This is a genomic window from Bradyrhizobium sp. WD16, assembly GCF_024181725.1.
GTDB lineage: Bacteria > Pseudomonadota > Alphaproteobacteria > Rhizobiales > Xanthobacteraceae > Bradyrhizobium_A.
The window spans coordinates 5,298,989-5,313,380 of the sequence record NZ_CP028908.1; the positions used below are offsets into that span (position 1 = coordinate 5,298,989).

A 14,392-nucleotide genomic window follows, 5' to 3' on the forward strand; every position below is an offset into this window, starting at 1 on the left:
GACAACCGGACCGACATGGCCCCTCCGCTGATCCAGATGAAGGACATCGCGCTGACATTCGGCGGCACGCCGCTGCTCAGCGGCGTCGAACTCAGCGTCAGCGCCGGCGAACGCGTCTGCCTCGTAGGGCGCAACGGTTCGGGCAAATCGACCCTGCTCAAGATCGCCGCCGGCCTGATCGAGCCCGATCGCGGCGAGCGCTTCGTCCAGCCTGGCGCCACCATCCGCTACCTGCCCCAGGAGCCTGATTTCGACGGCTTTGCCACGACGCTGGCCTATGTCGAGGCGGGCCTCGGCCCGGGCGACGACGTCTACCAGGCGCGCTATCTGCTCGAACAGCTCGGGCTCACCGGCAACGAGGATCCGTCGCACTTGTCGGGCGGTGAAGCGCGCCGCGCGGCGCTCGCGAGGGTGCTGGCGCCCTCGCCCGACATCCTCCTGCTCGACGAGCCGACCAACCATCTCGATCTGACCACCATCGAATGGCTGGAATCAGAACTCGCCGGTCGGCGCAGCGCGCTGGTGCTGATCAGCCATGACCGCCGGTTTCTCGCCAACCTGTCGCGGATCACGGTCTGGCTCGACCGCGGCCGGGCGCGGCGGATCGAGCGCGGCTTCGCCGCCTTCGAAGAGTGGCGCGACGAGATGCTGGCCGATGAAGAGCGCGAACAGCACAAGCTCGACCGCAAGATCGTCGCCGAGGAACACTGGCTGCGCTACGGCGTCTCTGGCCGGCGCAAGCGCAATGTCCGCCGCCTTGCCGACCTCCATGCGCTGCGGGCCCAGCGCCGCGATTATCGCGGCGCCGCCGGCAACGCAACGCTCGCCGCAGCGACCGCGGAGAAATCCGGCAGTCTGGTGATCGAGGCTATCGGCATCAGCAAGAGCTATGGCGACAAGCCGGTCGTCGCCGATTTCTCTACTCGCATCCAGCGCGGCGACCGGGTCGGCATCGTCGGACCGAACGGCGCCGGCAAGACCACCCTGATCAGCCTGCTCACCGGCGCGATCGTGCCCGACAGCGGCAAGCTGCGATTGGGCGCCAATCTCGAAATGGCCACTCTCGACCAGCACCGCGAAAGCCTCGATCCGCGCTGGACGCTCGCCGAGGCGCTGACCGGCGGGCGCGGCGACCATGTCATGGTCGGCGGCAAGCCGCGGCATGTGGTCAGCTACATGAAGGACTTCCTGTTCAGCCAGGAGCAGGCGCGCACGCCTCTCGAAGTCCTGTCCGGTGGCGAACGTGGCCGGCTGATGCTGGCACGAGCGCTGGCGAAGCCTTCCAACCTCCTGGTGCTCGACGAGCCGACCAATGATCTCGATCTCGAGACCCTCGACGTGCTCGAGGAGCTGCTCGCCGACTACGAAGGTACGGTGCTCCTGATCAGCCATGACCGCGACTTCCTCGACCGCGTCGTCACCTCGGTGATCGCGCCGGAGGGCCGCGGACGCTGGGTCGAATATGCCGGCGGCTACAGCGACATGCTTGGCCAGCGCGGTGCCGATCTGCGGCGTGAGTCGCCACCTGCGACGGTGAAGGAGGCCGCCAAGGAAGCGCGGGAGCCGAAGCCGGTACCGGCGCCGGGGCCGAAGAAGCGGCTCAGCTTCAACGAGAAGCATGCGCTGGAGACGCTGCCGAAGGCGATGGCGAAGCTGCAGGGCGACATCGCCAGCTTTCAGCAGCGTCTCGCCGATCCGGCGTTATATGTCCGCGACCGCAAGAGCTTCGACGACATCTCGGCGGCGCTCGTCAAGGCGCAGGGCGAACTGCAGGCAGCCGAAGAGCGCTGGCTCGAACTCGAGATCCTGCGCGAAGAGATCGAAGGCGGCTGAGGACCGCCCGGTCGCGATCGCATCTGCCCGACAAGTTCCGTCGGTAACTGTTTGATCGATGGCCCTCTTCATCCGGGGCGCACGGTGCAATGTCACACCACTCAACTTCAGCTGTCTTGGCAAATCTGGCGCAACCTCCGTCTTGACGTACATCAATATGCTCAACCGGATTGATGGAAGTCTGAACTTGTCCGACGCAAGTTCACCCTGCCGGAGGCAGATATGCGCTCAACTTTGCTCAAAATCGCAGTTTCCGCCGTCTTCGCGGCTGGCGCACTGACCGTTGCGCAAGCGCAGCAAGCGAGCCCAGCAGCACCAAACGTCGATATCGGCAAGTCTGATTTCGAGACCTATTGCGCAGTCTGCCACAACAAGGACGGCAAGGGCGGCGGCCCGTTCAGCATGCTTCTCAACAAGAAGGTTCCGGACCTTACCGTGCTCGCCAAGAACAACGGCGGCGTCTTTCCGTTCAACCGCGCCTATGAAGTCGTCTATGGCATCGCCAATGTGCCGGGGCACGGCACACGCGAAATGCCGATCTGGGGCGACGTCTACAAGGAAAAGGCCCCGGGCGAACTCGGCCCCTATTACCAGCCCTCCGACAGCGCATCCTTCATCCGCGGACGCATCCTCGCCTTGATCGGCTACATCTCGACCCTCCAGGAGAAATAGTCACCGCTCCTGTCCAACATCAGGCTGGCTGACCCGCGGCAAGGCCGCCGCGTTCATGCTTCAGCCTTTTCCAAGGGTTCGAAACTCCCGATCCAGCGCATCGCGAAAGACCTCGATCGGCCGAGCGAACCTGCCGGCCGGCGGCCGGTGCACGACAAAGGCCCTGACCGCCGGATCGAAATCCTCCGTCCTGACGACCTTGACCTTGCTGCGCAGACGGCTGCGCGCAAGCGACACCGGCGTGGCGAGGCCGACGCCGAGGCCCCTCGCCACCAGTGACAGGCGTAGTTCCGTATCCAGCGCCTCCACGGCGATACGAAACGACAGATGCCTGGCGTCGAATGCGCGCTTGAGCGCCTGCCGAAAGCCGCAGCCGTCCTGATTGATGATCCACGGCATGGCGGCGAGATCCTCGAACCGGATGCGGCGCGGCATCCTCTGTTCGCGCGCGACCACAAACACCACCGGCTGGACGCCGAGATCGTCGTAGGCAAGGTCAGGCGACGGCGAGACGCCGTCCGGCAGGCAGATCGCGGCGGCGTCGAGCTCGTTGCGGCTGACGCGTGCCGCCTGGTCCGGCGACCATCCGGAGATGACGCGCAACGCCAGCCTGGGAAATGCGCCGCGCAATTCGTCCAGGGGCGCCGATAGACCGCTCTCGGCGAGATAAGGCGTGATGCCGAGCCGAAATTCGCCGCTGACGACGCCGTCGCCGGCAACGCCCGCGTGCAGTTCCTCGAGGCTGCGCAGCACGCGCCGTCCATGCTCATAGGCCTGCCGCCCGGCCGAGGTCGGCTTGAGCGGCTTCGACTGGCGGTCCAGCAGTTCGGCCCCGAGGACCTCCTCGAGATTCTGGATACGCCGTGTCACCCCCGGCTGCGTCAGGTTGAGACGCGCGGAGGCGGCGACGATCGATCCGGTCTCGACCACGGCGACGAAGGCGACGAGGTCACGGATATTCATAATAATCTCGCATATTGAATATCATTACATTTCAATTGTTGCATATTGTAGCCGGTGCATAAAGGCCTGTCGCTTCTCCTTGGCGAGAGTCCCGATGACCGCTTCCGAGACCACCTCCATCACCGACCGTTCCGGACTGACGCGCTCCTTCGTCTGGCTCGCGGCGACCGCAACCGGCGTCATCGTCACCAACCTGTTCGCGCCGCAGATCCTGGTCGGGCTGATCGGTCCGGCGCTCGGCATGTCGGCCCGCCAGGCCGGCATGATCAGCACGCTGACGCTGCTCGGTTATGCGCTCGGCCTGTTCCTCCTGGTACCGCTCGCCGACCTCATCGAAAACAAGCGGCTGATCCTGCTGACGCTGGCCGGCACTGTGATCGCCGCCCTCGGCACCGCCCTGGCGCCGGACGCGAAATGGCTGCTCGCCGGAGCGCTGGTCCTCGGTGCCTCCTGCGCGGCGATTCAGATGCTGGTACCGCTGGTCGCGGCCATGGCCGATCCCGCCGAGCGCGGCCAGGTCATCGGCGAGGTCATGAGCGGCCTGATGATCGGCATCCTGCTGTCGCGACCGCTGGCGAGCTTCATCGCCGATCTTTGGAGCTGGCGCGCGTTCTACGTCGTCTCCGCCGCCTCGGTCGCGATCTTAAGCCTTGCCTTGGGCTGGCGGCTGCCGCGGCTGCAGCCCGCCATCCGCGTCAGCTATGCCCGCCTGCTCGCATCATTCTGGACGCTGCTGCGGCAGGAACCGGTGCTGCGCGTGCGGGCCTGGACCGCGGCGCTGGTCATGGCCGCCTTCACCGCCTTCTGGGCGGCGGTGGCATTGCGATTGTCCGCGGCTCCGTTCGAACTGGGCGCCCGCGGCATCGGCATCTTCGCGCTGGTCGGCACCGCTGGCGCGGCCGCGACGCCTCTCGCCGGCCGTCTCGGTGATCGCGGCTGGGAGCGCGCCCTGCTCTATGGCGCCCACGTCCTTATCATCCTCGCCCAGGTGCTGAGTGTCGCAGCTGCAATCGTCGGCTCGCAAGCCTGTGCGCTCGTGCTTCTCGGCCTCGGCGCGGTGCTGCTCGACGTCGGCGTCACCATCGATCAGACCATCGGCCGCCGGGCGATCAACCTGCTGCGGCCCGAGGCGAGAGGCCGGCTCAACGGACTGTTCGTCGGCCTGTTCTTCATCGGCGGCGCAATCGGCGCCGCCGCAGCAGCGGTCGCCGGGCCGATCGGTGGCTGGACGACGGTCTGCACCGCCGCGGCGAGCTTCGCCGTACTGGCGCTGGTCACCGACGCGATCACGGAACACTAAATCGACCCTTTCAGCCTTGGATTTGACATTCGCTTCACGAGCCCGCGTCCAGGCGGAGCGCGAATGTCATATCCTCCCCGAGTGTTTCAGCCGATCAAGCGCCGCGCGCCCTGCGGCCGCGCCCGTGGCAAAGCAGGCCTGCAGCAGGTAGCCCCCGGTCGGCGCCTCCCAGTCGAGCATTTCGCCGGCGACAAAGACGCCGGGCCGTTGCCGCAACATGAAACTCTCGTCGGCCTCGTCGAGGGCAACGCCGCCGGCGCTGGAAATCGCCCTCACCAGCGGCGCCGTCCCGGTCAGGCGCAGCGGCAAGCCGTCGACGAGGGCGGCAAGTTCCGGGACAGAAAGCATCGTCAGCGACCGTCCCCCGGCGAGCGATGCCTCCTGCATCAGACCGATCGCCACCGGCGACAACGACAGCACCTTGCGGAGAAAATTGGTGAGCGTCTGCTTGCCGCGGGGCGTCGACAGGCGGTTCTCGATTGCGGCAGCGTCGAGATCGGGCCGCAGTGCGATGCGCAATTCGGCGACACCGTCGCGCGCAATGACGTCGCGCAGCGGCGCTGAAAGCGCGTAGATTCCCCCGCCCTCGACGCCGTCGCGGGTGATCACGATTTCGCCCCGGCTCTCCTGGCCGCCGGCCTTGACCGCGATGGTCTTGAGCGGTGCGCCGGCGAAGCGCTCGGCAAACACATCCGTCCAGTCGACCCGGAAACCGCAATTGGCCGGACGCAGCGGCGCCATGACGATGCCCCTCGCCCGCAGGATCTCGGTCCAGCCGCCGTCGGAGCCGAGCCGAGGCCAGCTCGCGCCGCCGAGCGCCAGCACGGTGGCTCCAGCATTCACCTCGACAGGCCCGTTGGGGCCGTCGAAAGCGAGCCCACCGCGATCGGTCCAACCCTGCCAGCGGTGGCGCGGCGCCAGCGTCACGCCGAGGCGATCGAGCCGGCGGAGCCAGGCGCGCAGCAGGGGCGATGCCTTGAGGGCCACCGGGAAAACCCTTCCGCTGGAGCCGACGAAAGTTGGCTGGCCCAGCGCCTCGCACCACGCGCGCAACGCTGCAGGCGGGAATGCCTCGATCGCCGCTCGCAGCCGCGGCGCCGCCGCCCCGTAGCGGGTCATGAACAGCTCGAACGGCTCACTGTGAGTGAGATTGAGCCCGCCTCGGCCGGCCATCAGGAGTTTGCGGCCGACCGACGGCATATGGTCGTAGACCGTCACCTCGGCCCCGTTCTGGGCCAATACCTCGGCCGCCATGAGCCCGGCGGGGCCGGCGCCAATCACGGCGGCACGCAAAGGAGTCTTGGTCGCGGTCGGGGCGGCAGACAGGTCAGTCACGGCAACGTTATCGACTGCCGGCACGCCGCTGCCAAGGGCTTCGTTGGTCGAAGCGCGGGAGGCGGAAAGCGAAAGCGCCCATCTTAGGAGGACGGGCGCATTGGCGCCGGTCAAGCCTGGTTCAAGACTTGGCCATGCAATCCTCGATGAAGAACCAGCGATCGTCGCCTCACCTCCTTGGGGCAGGCGGCCAGCTTGCCCTTGTTCTGGCTCCACCTGGCGCGCATTTCCTTGAGTTGCTCCAGCGTCAGCTTGAGGCGGGACGGCTTCGGCGCAGCAGGTGCCGGGGCCGCTGCCGACGCGGGGCGGGGCGGCGCAGCGGGTTGGGCGAACGCTGCGGAAACAAGGCCAGCCAAGGCAGCCGCGGCGGCAATGCAAAGCGCTTTGCGAAACTTCCTCAAATTCCTTCAAAAACCGATGGGAATAGAAAGAAACGAAACCGCGGGGCGAAACCGCCCCGCGACCACGGATGCGCTCTCAGAAGATCTTCAACGCATTCTTGAAGGTGATCCACACGCCCAAGGCGAGCGGAATGCCGACAAACGCCCAGTACACCAGCGCCGGCGCGTCCAGGCCGCCCTTGCCGATGCCGAAAGAACCCGACGGCACCGCCGCGGCACTGGAGGCATTGGCGGCCTGCAGCCTCGAGACCTCCTCCTGGCTCATGTACCATTTTGGATCGAGCGGCTTGACGAGATAGTTGCAGATCAGGCCCGCGACCAGCATGGCACAGAGGATGTACATGGTGGTGTTGTAGAGCTGGTCGCGCGGAACGCCGGCGGCGAGCTGGGCCTCGCGGATGTAGTTCACCACCACCGGGCCGATGATGCCGGCAGTGGACCATGCCGTCAGCAGACGGCCATGGATGGCGCCGACGAACTGGGTGCCGAAGATGTCGGCGAGATAGGCCGGCACCGTCGAGAAGCCGCCGCCGTACATCGATAGGATGATGCAGAAGGCGCTGACGAACAGCAGCTTCGAGCCCAGCGCCGCCGCGGTCGGTGCCAGCGCATAGAGCGCGATGCCGAGCAGGAAGAACGTGTAGTAGGTGTTCTTGCGGCCGATGTGATCGGACAGCGATGCCCAGAAGAAACGGCCGCCGATGTTGAACAGCGACAACAGCCCGGTGAAGCCGGCCGCGATCGCGGCGACGGCCGCCTTCTGCTCGATGCTCAGCGCATTGAACTTGACGTCCGGCGCACCGATCAGCGAGCCCGCGAAGATCTCCTGCAGCATCGGCGAAGCCATGCCGATGACGCCGATGCCTGCCGATACGTTGAGGCAAAGCACCCACCAGATCAGCCAGAACTGCGGCGTCTTGTGAGCGTCCCGCAGGTGCACATGATGCTGGGTGATCATCGACTTGGCGGTCGCCGGCGGCGTCCAGCCGTCGGGCCGCCAGCCGGCGGGCGGCAGGCGATAGCGGAAGGCGCCGATCATCATGAAGACGAAATAGATCGCAGCCATGGTGAGGAAAGTCTCCCACACCCCCGCCGAGGTCGGCGACTTGTAATAGGTCATCAGCATGTCGGCGAGCGGTGCGCCGATCATCGCGCCGCCGCCGAAGCCCATGATGGCCATGCCGGTCGCCATGCCGCGGCGGTCCGGGAACCACTTCACCAGGGTCGACACCGGCGAGATATAGCCGAGGCCGAGACCGACGCCCCCGATCACGCCGGAGCCGAGCCACAGGATCCAGAGCTGGTGGACATAGATGCCGATGGCGCCGAGCACGAGACCACCGCACCAGCACAGCGCCGCGACGAAGCCGGCCCTGCGCGGTCCGACCCGCTCGAGCCAGCCGCCCCACAGCGCCGCGGAGACGCCCAGCAGCACGAAGAACAGCGTGTACATCCAGCCGAGGCTGGCGACGCGCCAATCGCAGGTGGTGGTGAAGAGCTCCTGGACGATGCTGATGTCCGGGCAGGTCTTGGCCGAATTGACGCCGATGGCACGCGACAGCGGCAGCCAGAATACGCTGAAGCCGTAGGCCATGCCGATGCACAGATGAATGCAGAGCGCCGCGGGCGGCACCAACCAGCGATTGAACCCTGCCCGCGCGATGGTTCGTTCGCGATCCAGAAAGCCGACACCGGCGCCGGCAATGCTGCCAGTTCCCTCCAGAGTAGCCATATTTTTTATCTCCCCACGCGGCCGCCCTTGTTCGAACGGTCCGCCAGCCTCGTCAATGCGATCCTGGTTTCCTCAGCGCCGTCATGGCCTTTCGGACGATAGGGTTCAGCCCCTCCCCGCCAGCCTCCCAATGCGCCAGGATCGCGGAACGCATGCGAGGATTCCAGAATTTGTTGATGTGCTCGGCGATGCCATGCACGGCCTTGTCGTCACCCTGGCTCCGAAAGAAGCTGCCGATCTGGTTGGCCATATAAACCAGGCGCTGGTCATGCGACATCGGAAGAAGCTCCTGTGGGAACGCGCTGGGCGTGGGTGAAGATTTCGAAGCCATCGGCACGAGCAATGGCGCACAGTGTGATGTTCGCAGCCTCCGCCACGCGCACCGCCAAGGCGGTGGGCGCCGACACCGACACCATCACCGAGGCGCCGATCGCCGCGGTCTTCTGCACCATCTCGACGGATACGCGGCTGGTCAGCAACACGACGCCTTTGGTGCCGTCGATGCCCTGGCGCGCCAGCGCCCCAGCAAGCTTGTCGAGCGCGTTGTGACGACCGACATCCTCGCGGATCGCCATGATGCCGGCGTCGGGAGACCAGAACGCCGCGGCATGGACCGCGCGGGTCTCGATGTTGAGCTTCTGCAGCGGCGCCAATGCCGACATGGCCGTCATGATTTGCGCTGGAAGCACGGTGATGCCGGTGCCAACCACCGCGGCCGGCCGAACCGCCTCGGCGATCGAATCAATACCGCACAGACCACAACCGGTGGGGCCGGCGATGTAGCGCCGCCGCTCGACCAGATGGCCCGCCCGGTCGGAGGCGAGCCACATCCTGATATCGATGCCGTCGCACAGTTCAACCACGTCCAGGGACTGAATCTGGTCGCGGTGATCGATCACCCCTTCGGACAGGCTGAAGCCGACGGCGAAATCCTCCAGATCCCTCGGCGTCGCCATCATCACGGCATAACTGCCGCCTTCGTAGGACAGCGCGATCGCCGTCTCCTCGGGAATGGCGCGGTCGCCCGCGCTCAGCCCCGAGGCTTCGCGCCAGATCTGCCGGTGAGCGATAAAGACAGGGGCGGTCATGCTACTCCGCAGCTTCGAGCGGCGCGATTCGGCGGGATTGCCGCGCCTGCTCGTCATAACTCTTTTGCCAGTCGCTCGGTCCATTCGACGGCATCACCTGCACCGCCGTTACCTTATATTCGGGACAATTGGTCGCCCAGTCGGAATAGTCGGTGGTCACCACATTGGCCTGGGTCATTGGGTGGTGGAACGTCGTATAGACTACTCCGGGCGCGACGCGGTCGGTGATCAGGGCGCGCAGCGTGGTCTCACCCGCCCGGCTGGCGAGCCTGACCCAGTCGCCGTCGCGAATGCCGCGCTGCTCGGCGTCGTGCGGATGCATCTCGAGCCGGTCCTCGCCGTGCCAGACCACGTTGTCGGTGCGGCGCGTCTGGGCGCCGACATTGTACTGGCTGAGGATGCGTCCGGTGGTCAGCAGCAGCGGGAAGCGCGGCCCGGTCCGCTCGTCGGTTGGGATGTATTCAGTGAGGACGAACTTGCCCTTGCCGCGAACGAAGCCGTTGATGTGCATGGTGGGGGTGCCGTCCGGCGCCGCCTCGTTGCACGGCCACTGCACCGAGCCGAGTTCCTCAAGCTTGTCGTAGGAGACACCGGCGAAGGTCGGGATCAGCGTCGCGATCTCGTCCATGATCTGCGAGGGATCCTCATAATGCATCTCGTAGCCCATGGCCTTGGCAAAGCCGAGCGTGACCTCCCAGTCCCCCATGCCGTTCCGCGGCTCCATCACCTTGCGCACACGCTGGATCCGCCGTTCCGCATTGGTGAAGGTACCGTTCTTCTCCAGGAAGGTCGAGCCCGGCAGGAAGACGTGGGCGTAGTTGGCGGTCTCGTTCAGAAAAAGATCCTGGACGATGACGCATTCCATTGCGGCAAGACCGGCGGCCACATGCTTGGTATCCGGGTCGGACTGCAGGATGTCCTCGCCCTGAACATAGAGCCCCTTGAAATAGCCGTCCACCGCGGCGTCGAGCATGTTGGGGATGCGTAGGCCCGGCTCGTTGTCGAGCTTGACGCCCCATAGCGCCTCGAAGCTCTCGCGCACCGCATCGACGGAGATATGGCGATAGCCCGGCAATTCATGCGGGAACGAGCCCATGTCGCATGAGCCCTGGACGTTGTTCTGGCCGCGCAGCGGATTCACGCCAACGCCCGGGCGACCGATATTGCCGGTGGCCATGGCGAGATTGGCGATCGCCATCACCGTGGTCGAGCCCTGGCTGTGCTCGGTGACGCCGAGACCGTAATAGATCGCACCGTTGCCGCCGGTAGCGTAGAGCCGCGCGGCGCCGCGCACCAGTTGTGGATCGACACCGGTGAAGGTGGCCACCGCCTCGGGCGAATTCTGCGGCTGGGAGACGAAGGCCGCCCATTCCTCGAACTCGCTCCAGTCGCAGCGTTCGCGCACAAAGGCCTCGTTCACCAGGCCCTCGGTGACAATCACATGGGCGAGCGCGGTGAGCATCGCCACATTGGTTCCCGGCTGCAGCGCCAAGTGATAGGCCGCCTCGATATGCGGCGTGCGGACGAGATCGGTGCGGCGCGGATCGATGACGATCAGCCTGGCGCCCTTGCGCAGGCGCTGCTTGAGCCGCGAGCCGACCACCGGGTGGGCATCGGTCGGGTTGGCGCCGATCACGAGGATAACGTCGACCTGCTCGATCGAGTCGAAATCCTGGGTCCCGGCCGAGGTGCCGAAGGTCGTGGCGAGACCATAACCGGTGGGCGAGTGGCAGACCCGCGCGCAGGTGTCGACATTGTTGTTGCCGAATCCGGCCCGGATCAGCTTCTGGACCAGATAGGTTTCCTCGTTGGTGCAGCGGGACGAGGTGATGCCGCCGACCGCGTCCTTGCCGTAGGTCTTCTGAATGCGCTTGAACTGCGCCGCGGCAAAAGCGAAGGCCTCGTCCCAGCCCACCTCGCGCCAGGGCTCGGAGATCTTCTCGCGGATCATCGGCTTGAGAATGCGTTCGCGATGGGTCGCATAGCCCCAGGCAAAGCGGCCCTTGACGCAGGAATGGCCGTGATTGGCCTTGCCGTCCTTGTACGGCACCATGCGCACCAGTTCCTCGCCGCGCATCTCGGCCTTGAAGGCACAACCGACTCCGCAATAGGCGCAGGTGGTGACCACCGAGTGCTCGGGCTGACCGATCTCGATCACCGTCTTCTCGGTCAGCGTCGCGGTCGGGCAGGCCTGGACGCAGGCACCGCAGGAGACGCATTCGGAGCCGAGGAAGTCCTCGCCCATGCCCGGCGACACCCGGCTGTCGAAGCCACGGCCGGCGATGGTCAGCGCAAACGTCCCCTGCACGTCCTCGCAGGCGCGCACGCAACGCGAGCAGACGATGCACTTGGCCGGCTCATAGCTGAAATAGGGATTGGACTCGTCCTTGGGCAGCCACAACGGATTGTCGCCGACCGCCGATTGGGCGGCGACATGATTGTCGCCTGCGCCGTAGCGGACTTCGCGAAGACCGACCGCGCCCGCCATGTCCTGCAATTCACAGTCGCCATTGGCAGCGCAGGTCAGGCAGTCGAGCGGATGGTCGGAGATGTAGAGCTCCATCACCCCCTTGCGCAGCTGCTTGAGCCGTTCGGTCTGGGTGCGGACGACGAGTCCCTCCGCCACCGGCGTCGTGCAGGAAGCCGGAGTGCCGGCACGGCCTTCGATCTCGACGAGACAGAGACGGCAAGAGCCGAAGGCGTCCAGCATGTCGGTGGCGCAGAGCTTGGGAATCTGAGTCCCCGCCTCCATCGCCGCGCGCATGATCGAGGTGCCCTCGGGCACGGTGACGTGTGCGCCATCGATGGTCAGCGTCACCAGCTTCTCGGCTTTCGCGGCCGGGGTACCGAAATCGGTTTCATCAACGAGCGGCATTGTCGCCTCCGTTATTCAGCAGCCTGTAGCCGAGCAGCGGCCGGGCCGAAATCCTCGGGGAAATATTTCAGCGCGCTCATCACCGGGTAAGGCGTGAAGCCGCCCAGCGCGCAGAGCGAGCCGAACTTCATGGTGGCGCAGAGGTCCCGCAGCAGCGCCACATTGCCGGCCGGATCGATGCCGGCGCGGATGCGGTCCAGCGTTTCCACGCCTCGGGTCGAGCCGATCCGGCATGGCGTGCACTTGCCGCAGGATTCGAGTGAGCAGAACTCCATGGCAAAGCGCGCCTGATGGGCCATGTCGACCCGGTCATCGAACACGACGATGCCGCCATGACCGATCAGGCCGTCGCGGGCGGCGAACGCCTCGTAGTCGAACGGGGTGTCGAAGAGCGCCTGCGGGAAATAGGCGCCGAGCGGCCCGCCGACCTGGACCGCGCGGACCGCACGGCCGCTCGCCGTGCCGCCGCCGATGTCGTCGACCAGTTCGCCGAGAGTGACGCCGAAGGCGGTTTCGAACAGCCCGCCATGGCGCACGTTGCCGGCGAGTTGGATCGGCATGGTGCCGCGCGACCGCCCCATGCCGACATCGGCATAGGCCTTGGCGCCCTCCTCCAGGATGAACGGCACCGCGGCGAAGGACAGCACATTGTTGATCACCGTCGGCTGCCCGAACAGGCCATGATGGGCCGGCAGCGGCGGTTTGGCGCGAACCTGGCCGCGACGACCTTCCAGGCTTTCCAGCAGCGAGGTCTCCTCGCCGCAGACATAGGCGCCCGCGCCGGTGCGCACTTCGATGTCGAAGGCGTGGGACGAGCCACCGACCGAACCACCGAGCACGCCGCCGCGGCGTGCAGCCACGACCGCAGCCGTCATGGCGGCGATGGCATGGGGATATTCCGAGCGGATATAGATAAAGCCCTTGGTGGCGCCGACCGCGAGCCCCGCAATGGTCATGCCTTCGATCAGGATGAAGGGATCGCCTTCCATGATCATGCGGTCGGCGAAGGTGCCGGAATCGCCTTCGTCGGCATTGCAGACGATGTATTTCTGAGCGGCCTTGGCCTGCGCCACCGTGCGCCATTTGATGCCGGTGGGAAAGCCTGCGCCGCCGCGACCGCGCAGGCCGGACTTGGCCACCTCCTCGACGATCGCGTCGGCGCCGAGCGCCAGCGCCGTCTCGAGGCCCTTGAAGCCGCCATGAGCGCGGTAGTCGTCGATCGAACGCGGATCAATCACGCCGCAGCGGGCGAAGGTGAAACGAGTCTGGCGCTTGAGCCAGGCCATCTCAGCAGTCGCGCCGTGACGCAGCGGATGGTGCCCGTCGCCGAGCGCGGCATCCAGCAGCGAGGCAACGTCCGCCACCGTCACCGGACCATAGGCGATCCGCCCCGAAGGCGTCGCCACCTCGACCAGCGGCTCGAGCCAGAGCATGCCGCGCGAACCGGTGCGGACGAGATCGAGTTCGACACCGCGGGCGCGCGCGGCGGCGAGCAGCGCCATGGCGACGTCGTCGGCTCCGACCGCCACCGCGGCGGCATCGCGGGAAAGGTAGATGCGCAAACTGTTGCCCGAACCGCTCATCGGCGAACCTCCGCGACGAGGGCGTCAAGACGGGTTTCGTCGAGACGGCCGACCATTCGGCCATCGATCATCGCCGACGGAGCCACGGCGCAAAGTCCGAGGCAATAGACCGGCTCGAGGGTGACCTGACCATCGCGACTGGTCTCGCCCATGGCAATGCCGAGCGCCCTTTCCGCCCTCGCCGCAAGATCCTGACAGCCCATGGCCTGGCAGGCCTCGGCGCTGCAGATCTTGAGGACGTGTCGCCCGGCCGGTTCGCGGCGGAAGTCATGATAGAAGGTAACGACGCCGTGAACTTCGGCGCGCGACAGATTGAGCGCCGCTGCGATCAGTGGCACCGCGTCCTCGGGGACATAGCCGAAGGATTCTTGCAGAGCGTGGAGGATCGGCAGGGTCGCGCCGTCGAGCGACCTCAGCTCGGCGATGATCTCGCCGGCCCTCGCTTCGCTCCATGGCTCATAGCTGGGGCGGTTCGCCCCGCCCTCGTCGTCATGAAAATCCATTCCTTGCACCGCCTCGGCATTTCAACCCCGGCGCAAGCTGGAGAAGCACGATACTTCGATCAAGGGGGCGGAATTTATGCTGCGATAGCAAAATCAAATCGACGACC

At 66.2% G+C, this 14,392-nt stretch carries 11 protein-coding genes; 3 read left to right on the forward strand and 8 right to left on the reverse strand.

Annotated elements, in window-relative coordinates; all coding sequences use genetic code 11:
- The first annotated feature begins 15 nt into the window (after positions 1 to 15).
- Together DB459_RS24535 and DB459_RS24540 are read left to right on the forward strand one after the other, a co-directional pair.
- On the forward strand, positions 16 to 1,833 hold the full coding sequence (locus tag DB459_RS24535; protein ID WP_253709128.1) for an ABC-F family ATP-binding cassette domain-containing protein: 1,818 nt from the start codon (positions 16 to 18) through the stop codon (positions 1,831 to 1,833).
- Positions 1,834 to 2,055: 222 nt separating this feature from the next.
- Positions 2,056 to 2,505: a cytochrome c gene (locus DB459_RS24540; RefSeq protein WP_253709131.1), complete on the forward strand. Its 450-nt coding sequence runs from the start codon at positions 2,056 to 2,058 to the stop codon at positions 2,503 to 2,505.
- Between the two features lie 60 nt (positions 2,506 to 2,565).
- Here the strand turns inward: DB459_RS24540 and DB459_RS24545 are convergent, their stop codons facing one another.
- On the reverse strand, positions 2,566 to 3,468 hold the full coding sequence (locus DB459_RS24545) for a LysR family transcriptional regulator (protein ID WP_253709133.1): 903 nt from the start codon (positions 3,466 to 3,468) through the stop codon (positions 2,566 to 2,568).
- 94 nt (positions 3,469 to 3,562) lie between these two features.
- Between DB459_RS24545 and DB459_RS24550 the strand changes: the two genes are divergently transcribed.
- Positions 3,563 to 4,768, forward strand: a complete 1,206-nt coding sequence (locus tag DB459_RS24550; protein WP_253709134.1) for an MFS transporter — start codon at positions 3,563 to 3,565, stop codon at positions 4,766 to 4,768.
- A 66-nt stretch (positions 4,769 to 4,834) separates the two neighbouring features.
- On the opposite strand, the gene DB459_RS24555 is transcribed toward DB459_RS24550, so the two are convergent.
- From DB459_RS24555 to DB459_RS24590, 7 genes are all read right to left on the reverse strand, one after another.
- Entirely contained in the window at positions 4,835 to 6,061 is a 1,227-nt protein-coding gene (locus DB459_RS24555; RefSeq protein ID WP_253713689.1) for a TIGR03862 family flavoprotein, read from the reverse strand.
- A gap of 519 nt (positions 6,062 to 6,580) precedes the next feature.
- Positions 6,581 to 8,236, reverse strand: coding sequence for an OFA family MFS transporter (locus DB459_RS24565; protein WP_253709136.1), 1,656 nt, complete (start codon positions 8,234 to 8,236; stop codon positions 6,581 to 6,583).
- A gap of 52 nt (positions 8,237 to 8,288) precedes the next feature.
- Entirely contained in the window at positions 8,289 to 8,513 is a 225-nt protein-coding gene (locus tag DB459_RS24570) for a formate dehydrogenase subunit delta (RefSeq protein ID WP_253709138.1), read from the reverse strand.
- Entirely contained in the window at positions 8,503 to 9,324 is an 822-nt protein-coding gene (gene fdhD / locus DB459_RS24575; RefSeq protein WP_253709141.1) for a formate dehydrogenase accessory sulfurtransferase FdhD, read from the reverse strand. Before fdhD ends, DB459_RS24570 begins: the two co-directional genes overlap by 11 nt.
- Before the next feature lies 1 nt (position 9,325).
- Positions 9,326 to 12,199 (reverse strand): formate dehydrogenase subunit alpha, encoded by a 2,874-nt coding sequence (gene fdhF, locus DB459_RS24580; RefSeq protein ID WP_253709143.1) that lies wholly within the window; start codon positions 12,197 to 12,199, stop codon positions 9,326 to 9,328.
- An 11-nt stretch (positions 12,200 to 12,210) separates the two neighbouring features.
- A complete protein-coding gene (locus DB459_RS24585; protein WP_253709146.1) occupies positions 12,211 to 13,782 on the reverse strand; it encodes an NADH-ubiquinone oxidoreductase-F iron-sulfur binding region domain-containing protein in 1,572 nt (523 codons plus the stop codon).
- Positions 13,779 to 14,285, reverse strand: coding sequence for a formate dehydrogenase subunit gamma (locus DB459_RS24590; RefSeq protein WP_253709148.1), 507 nt, complete (start codon positions 14,283 to 14,285; stop codon positions 13,779 to 13,781). Before DB459_RS24590 ends, DB459_RS24585 begins: the two co-directional genes overlap by 4 nt.
- Between the last annotated feature and the right edge of the window lie 107 nt (positions 14,286 to 14,392).

Excerpts from the sequence above, each read along its gene's own strand:
- DB459_RS24565 (WP_253709136.1), bottom strand. The coding sequence starts at position 8,236 with ATGGCTACTCTGGAGGGAACTGGCAGCATTGCCGGCGCCGGTGTCGGC.
- DB459_RS24585 (WP_253709146.1), bottom strand. The coding sequence starts at position 13,782 with ATGAGCGGTTCGGGCAACAGTTTGCGCATCTACCTTTCCCGCGATGCC.
- DB459_RS24540 (WP_253709131.1), top strand. The coding sequence starts at position 2,056 with ATGCGCTCAACTTTGCTCAAAATCGCAGTTTCCGCCGTCTTCGCGGCT.
- fdhD (WP_253709141.1), bottom strand. The coding sequence starts at position 9,324 with ATGACCGCCCCTGTCTTTATCGCTCACCGGCAGATCTGGCGCGAAGCC.
- DB459_RS24590 (WP_253709148.1), bottom strand. The coding sequence starts at position 14,285 with ATGGATTTTCATGACGACGAGGGCGGGGCGAACCGCCCCAGCTATGAG.
- fdhF (WP_253709143.1), bottom strand. The coding sequence starts at position 12,199 with ATGCCGCTCGTTGATGAAACCGATTTCGGTACCCCGGCCGCGAAAGCC.
- DB459_RS24550 (WP_253709134.1), top strand. The coding sequence starts at position 3,563 with ATGACCGCTTCCGAGACCACCTCCATCACCGACCGTTCCGGACTGACG.
- DB459_RS24570 (WP_253709138.1), bottom strand. The coding sequence starts at position 8,513 with ATGTCGCATGACCAGCGCCTGGTTTATATGGCCAACCAGATCGGCAGC.
- DB459_RS24545 (WP_253709133.1), bottom strand. The coding sequence starts at position 3,468 with ATGAATATCCGTGACCTCGTCGCCTTCGTCGCCGTGGTCGAGACCGGA.
- DB459_RS24535 (WP_253709128.1), top strand. The coding sequence starts at position 16 with ATGGCCCCTCCGCTGATCCAGATGAAGGACATCGCGCTGACATTCGGC.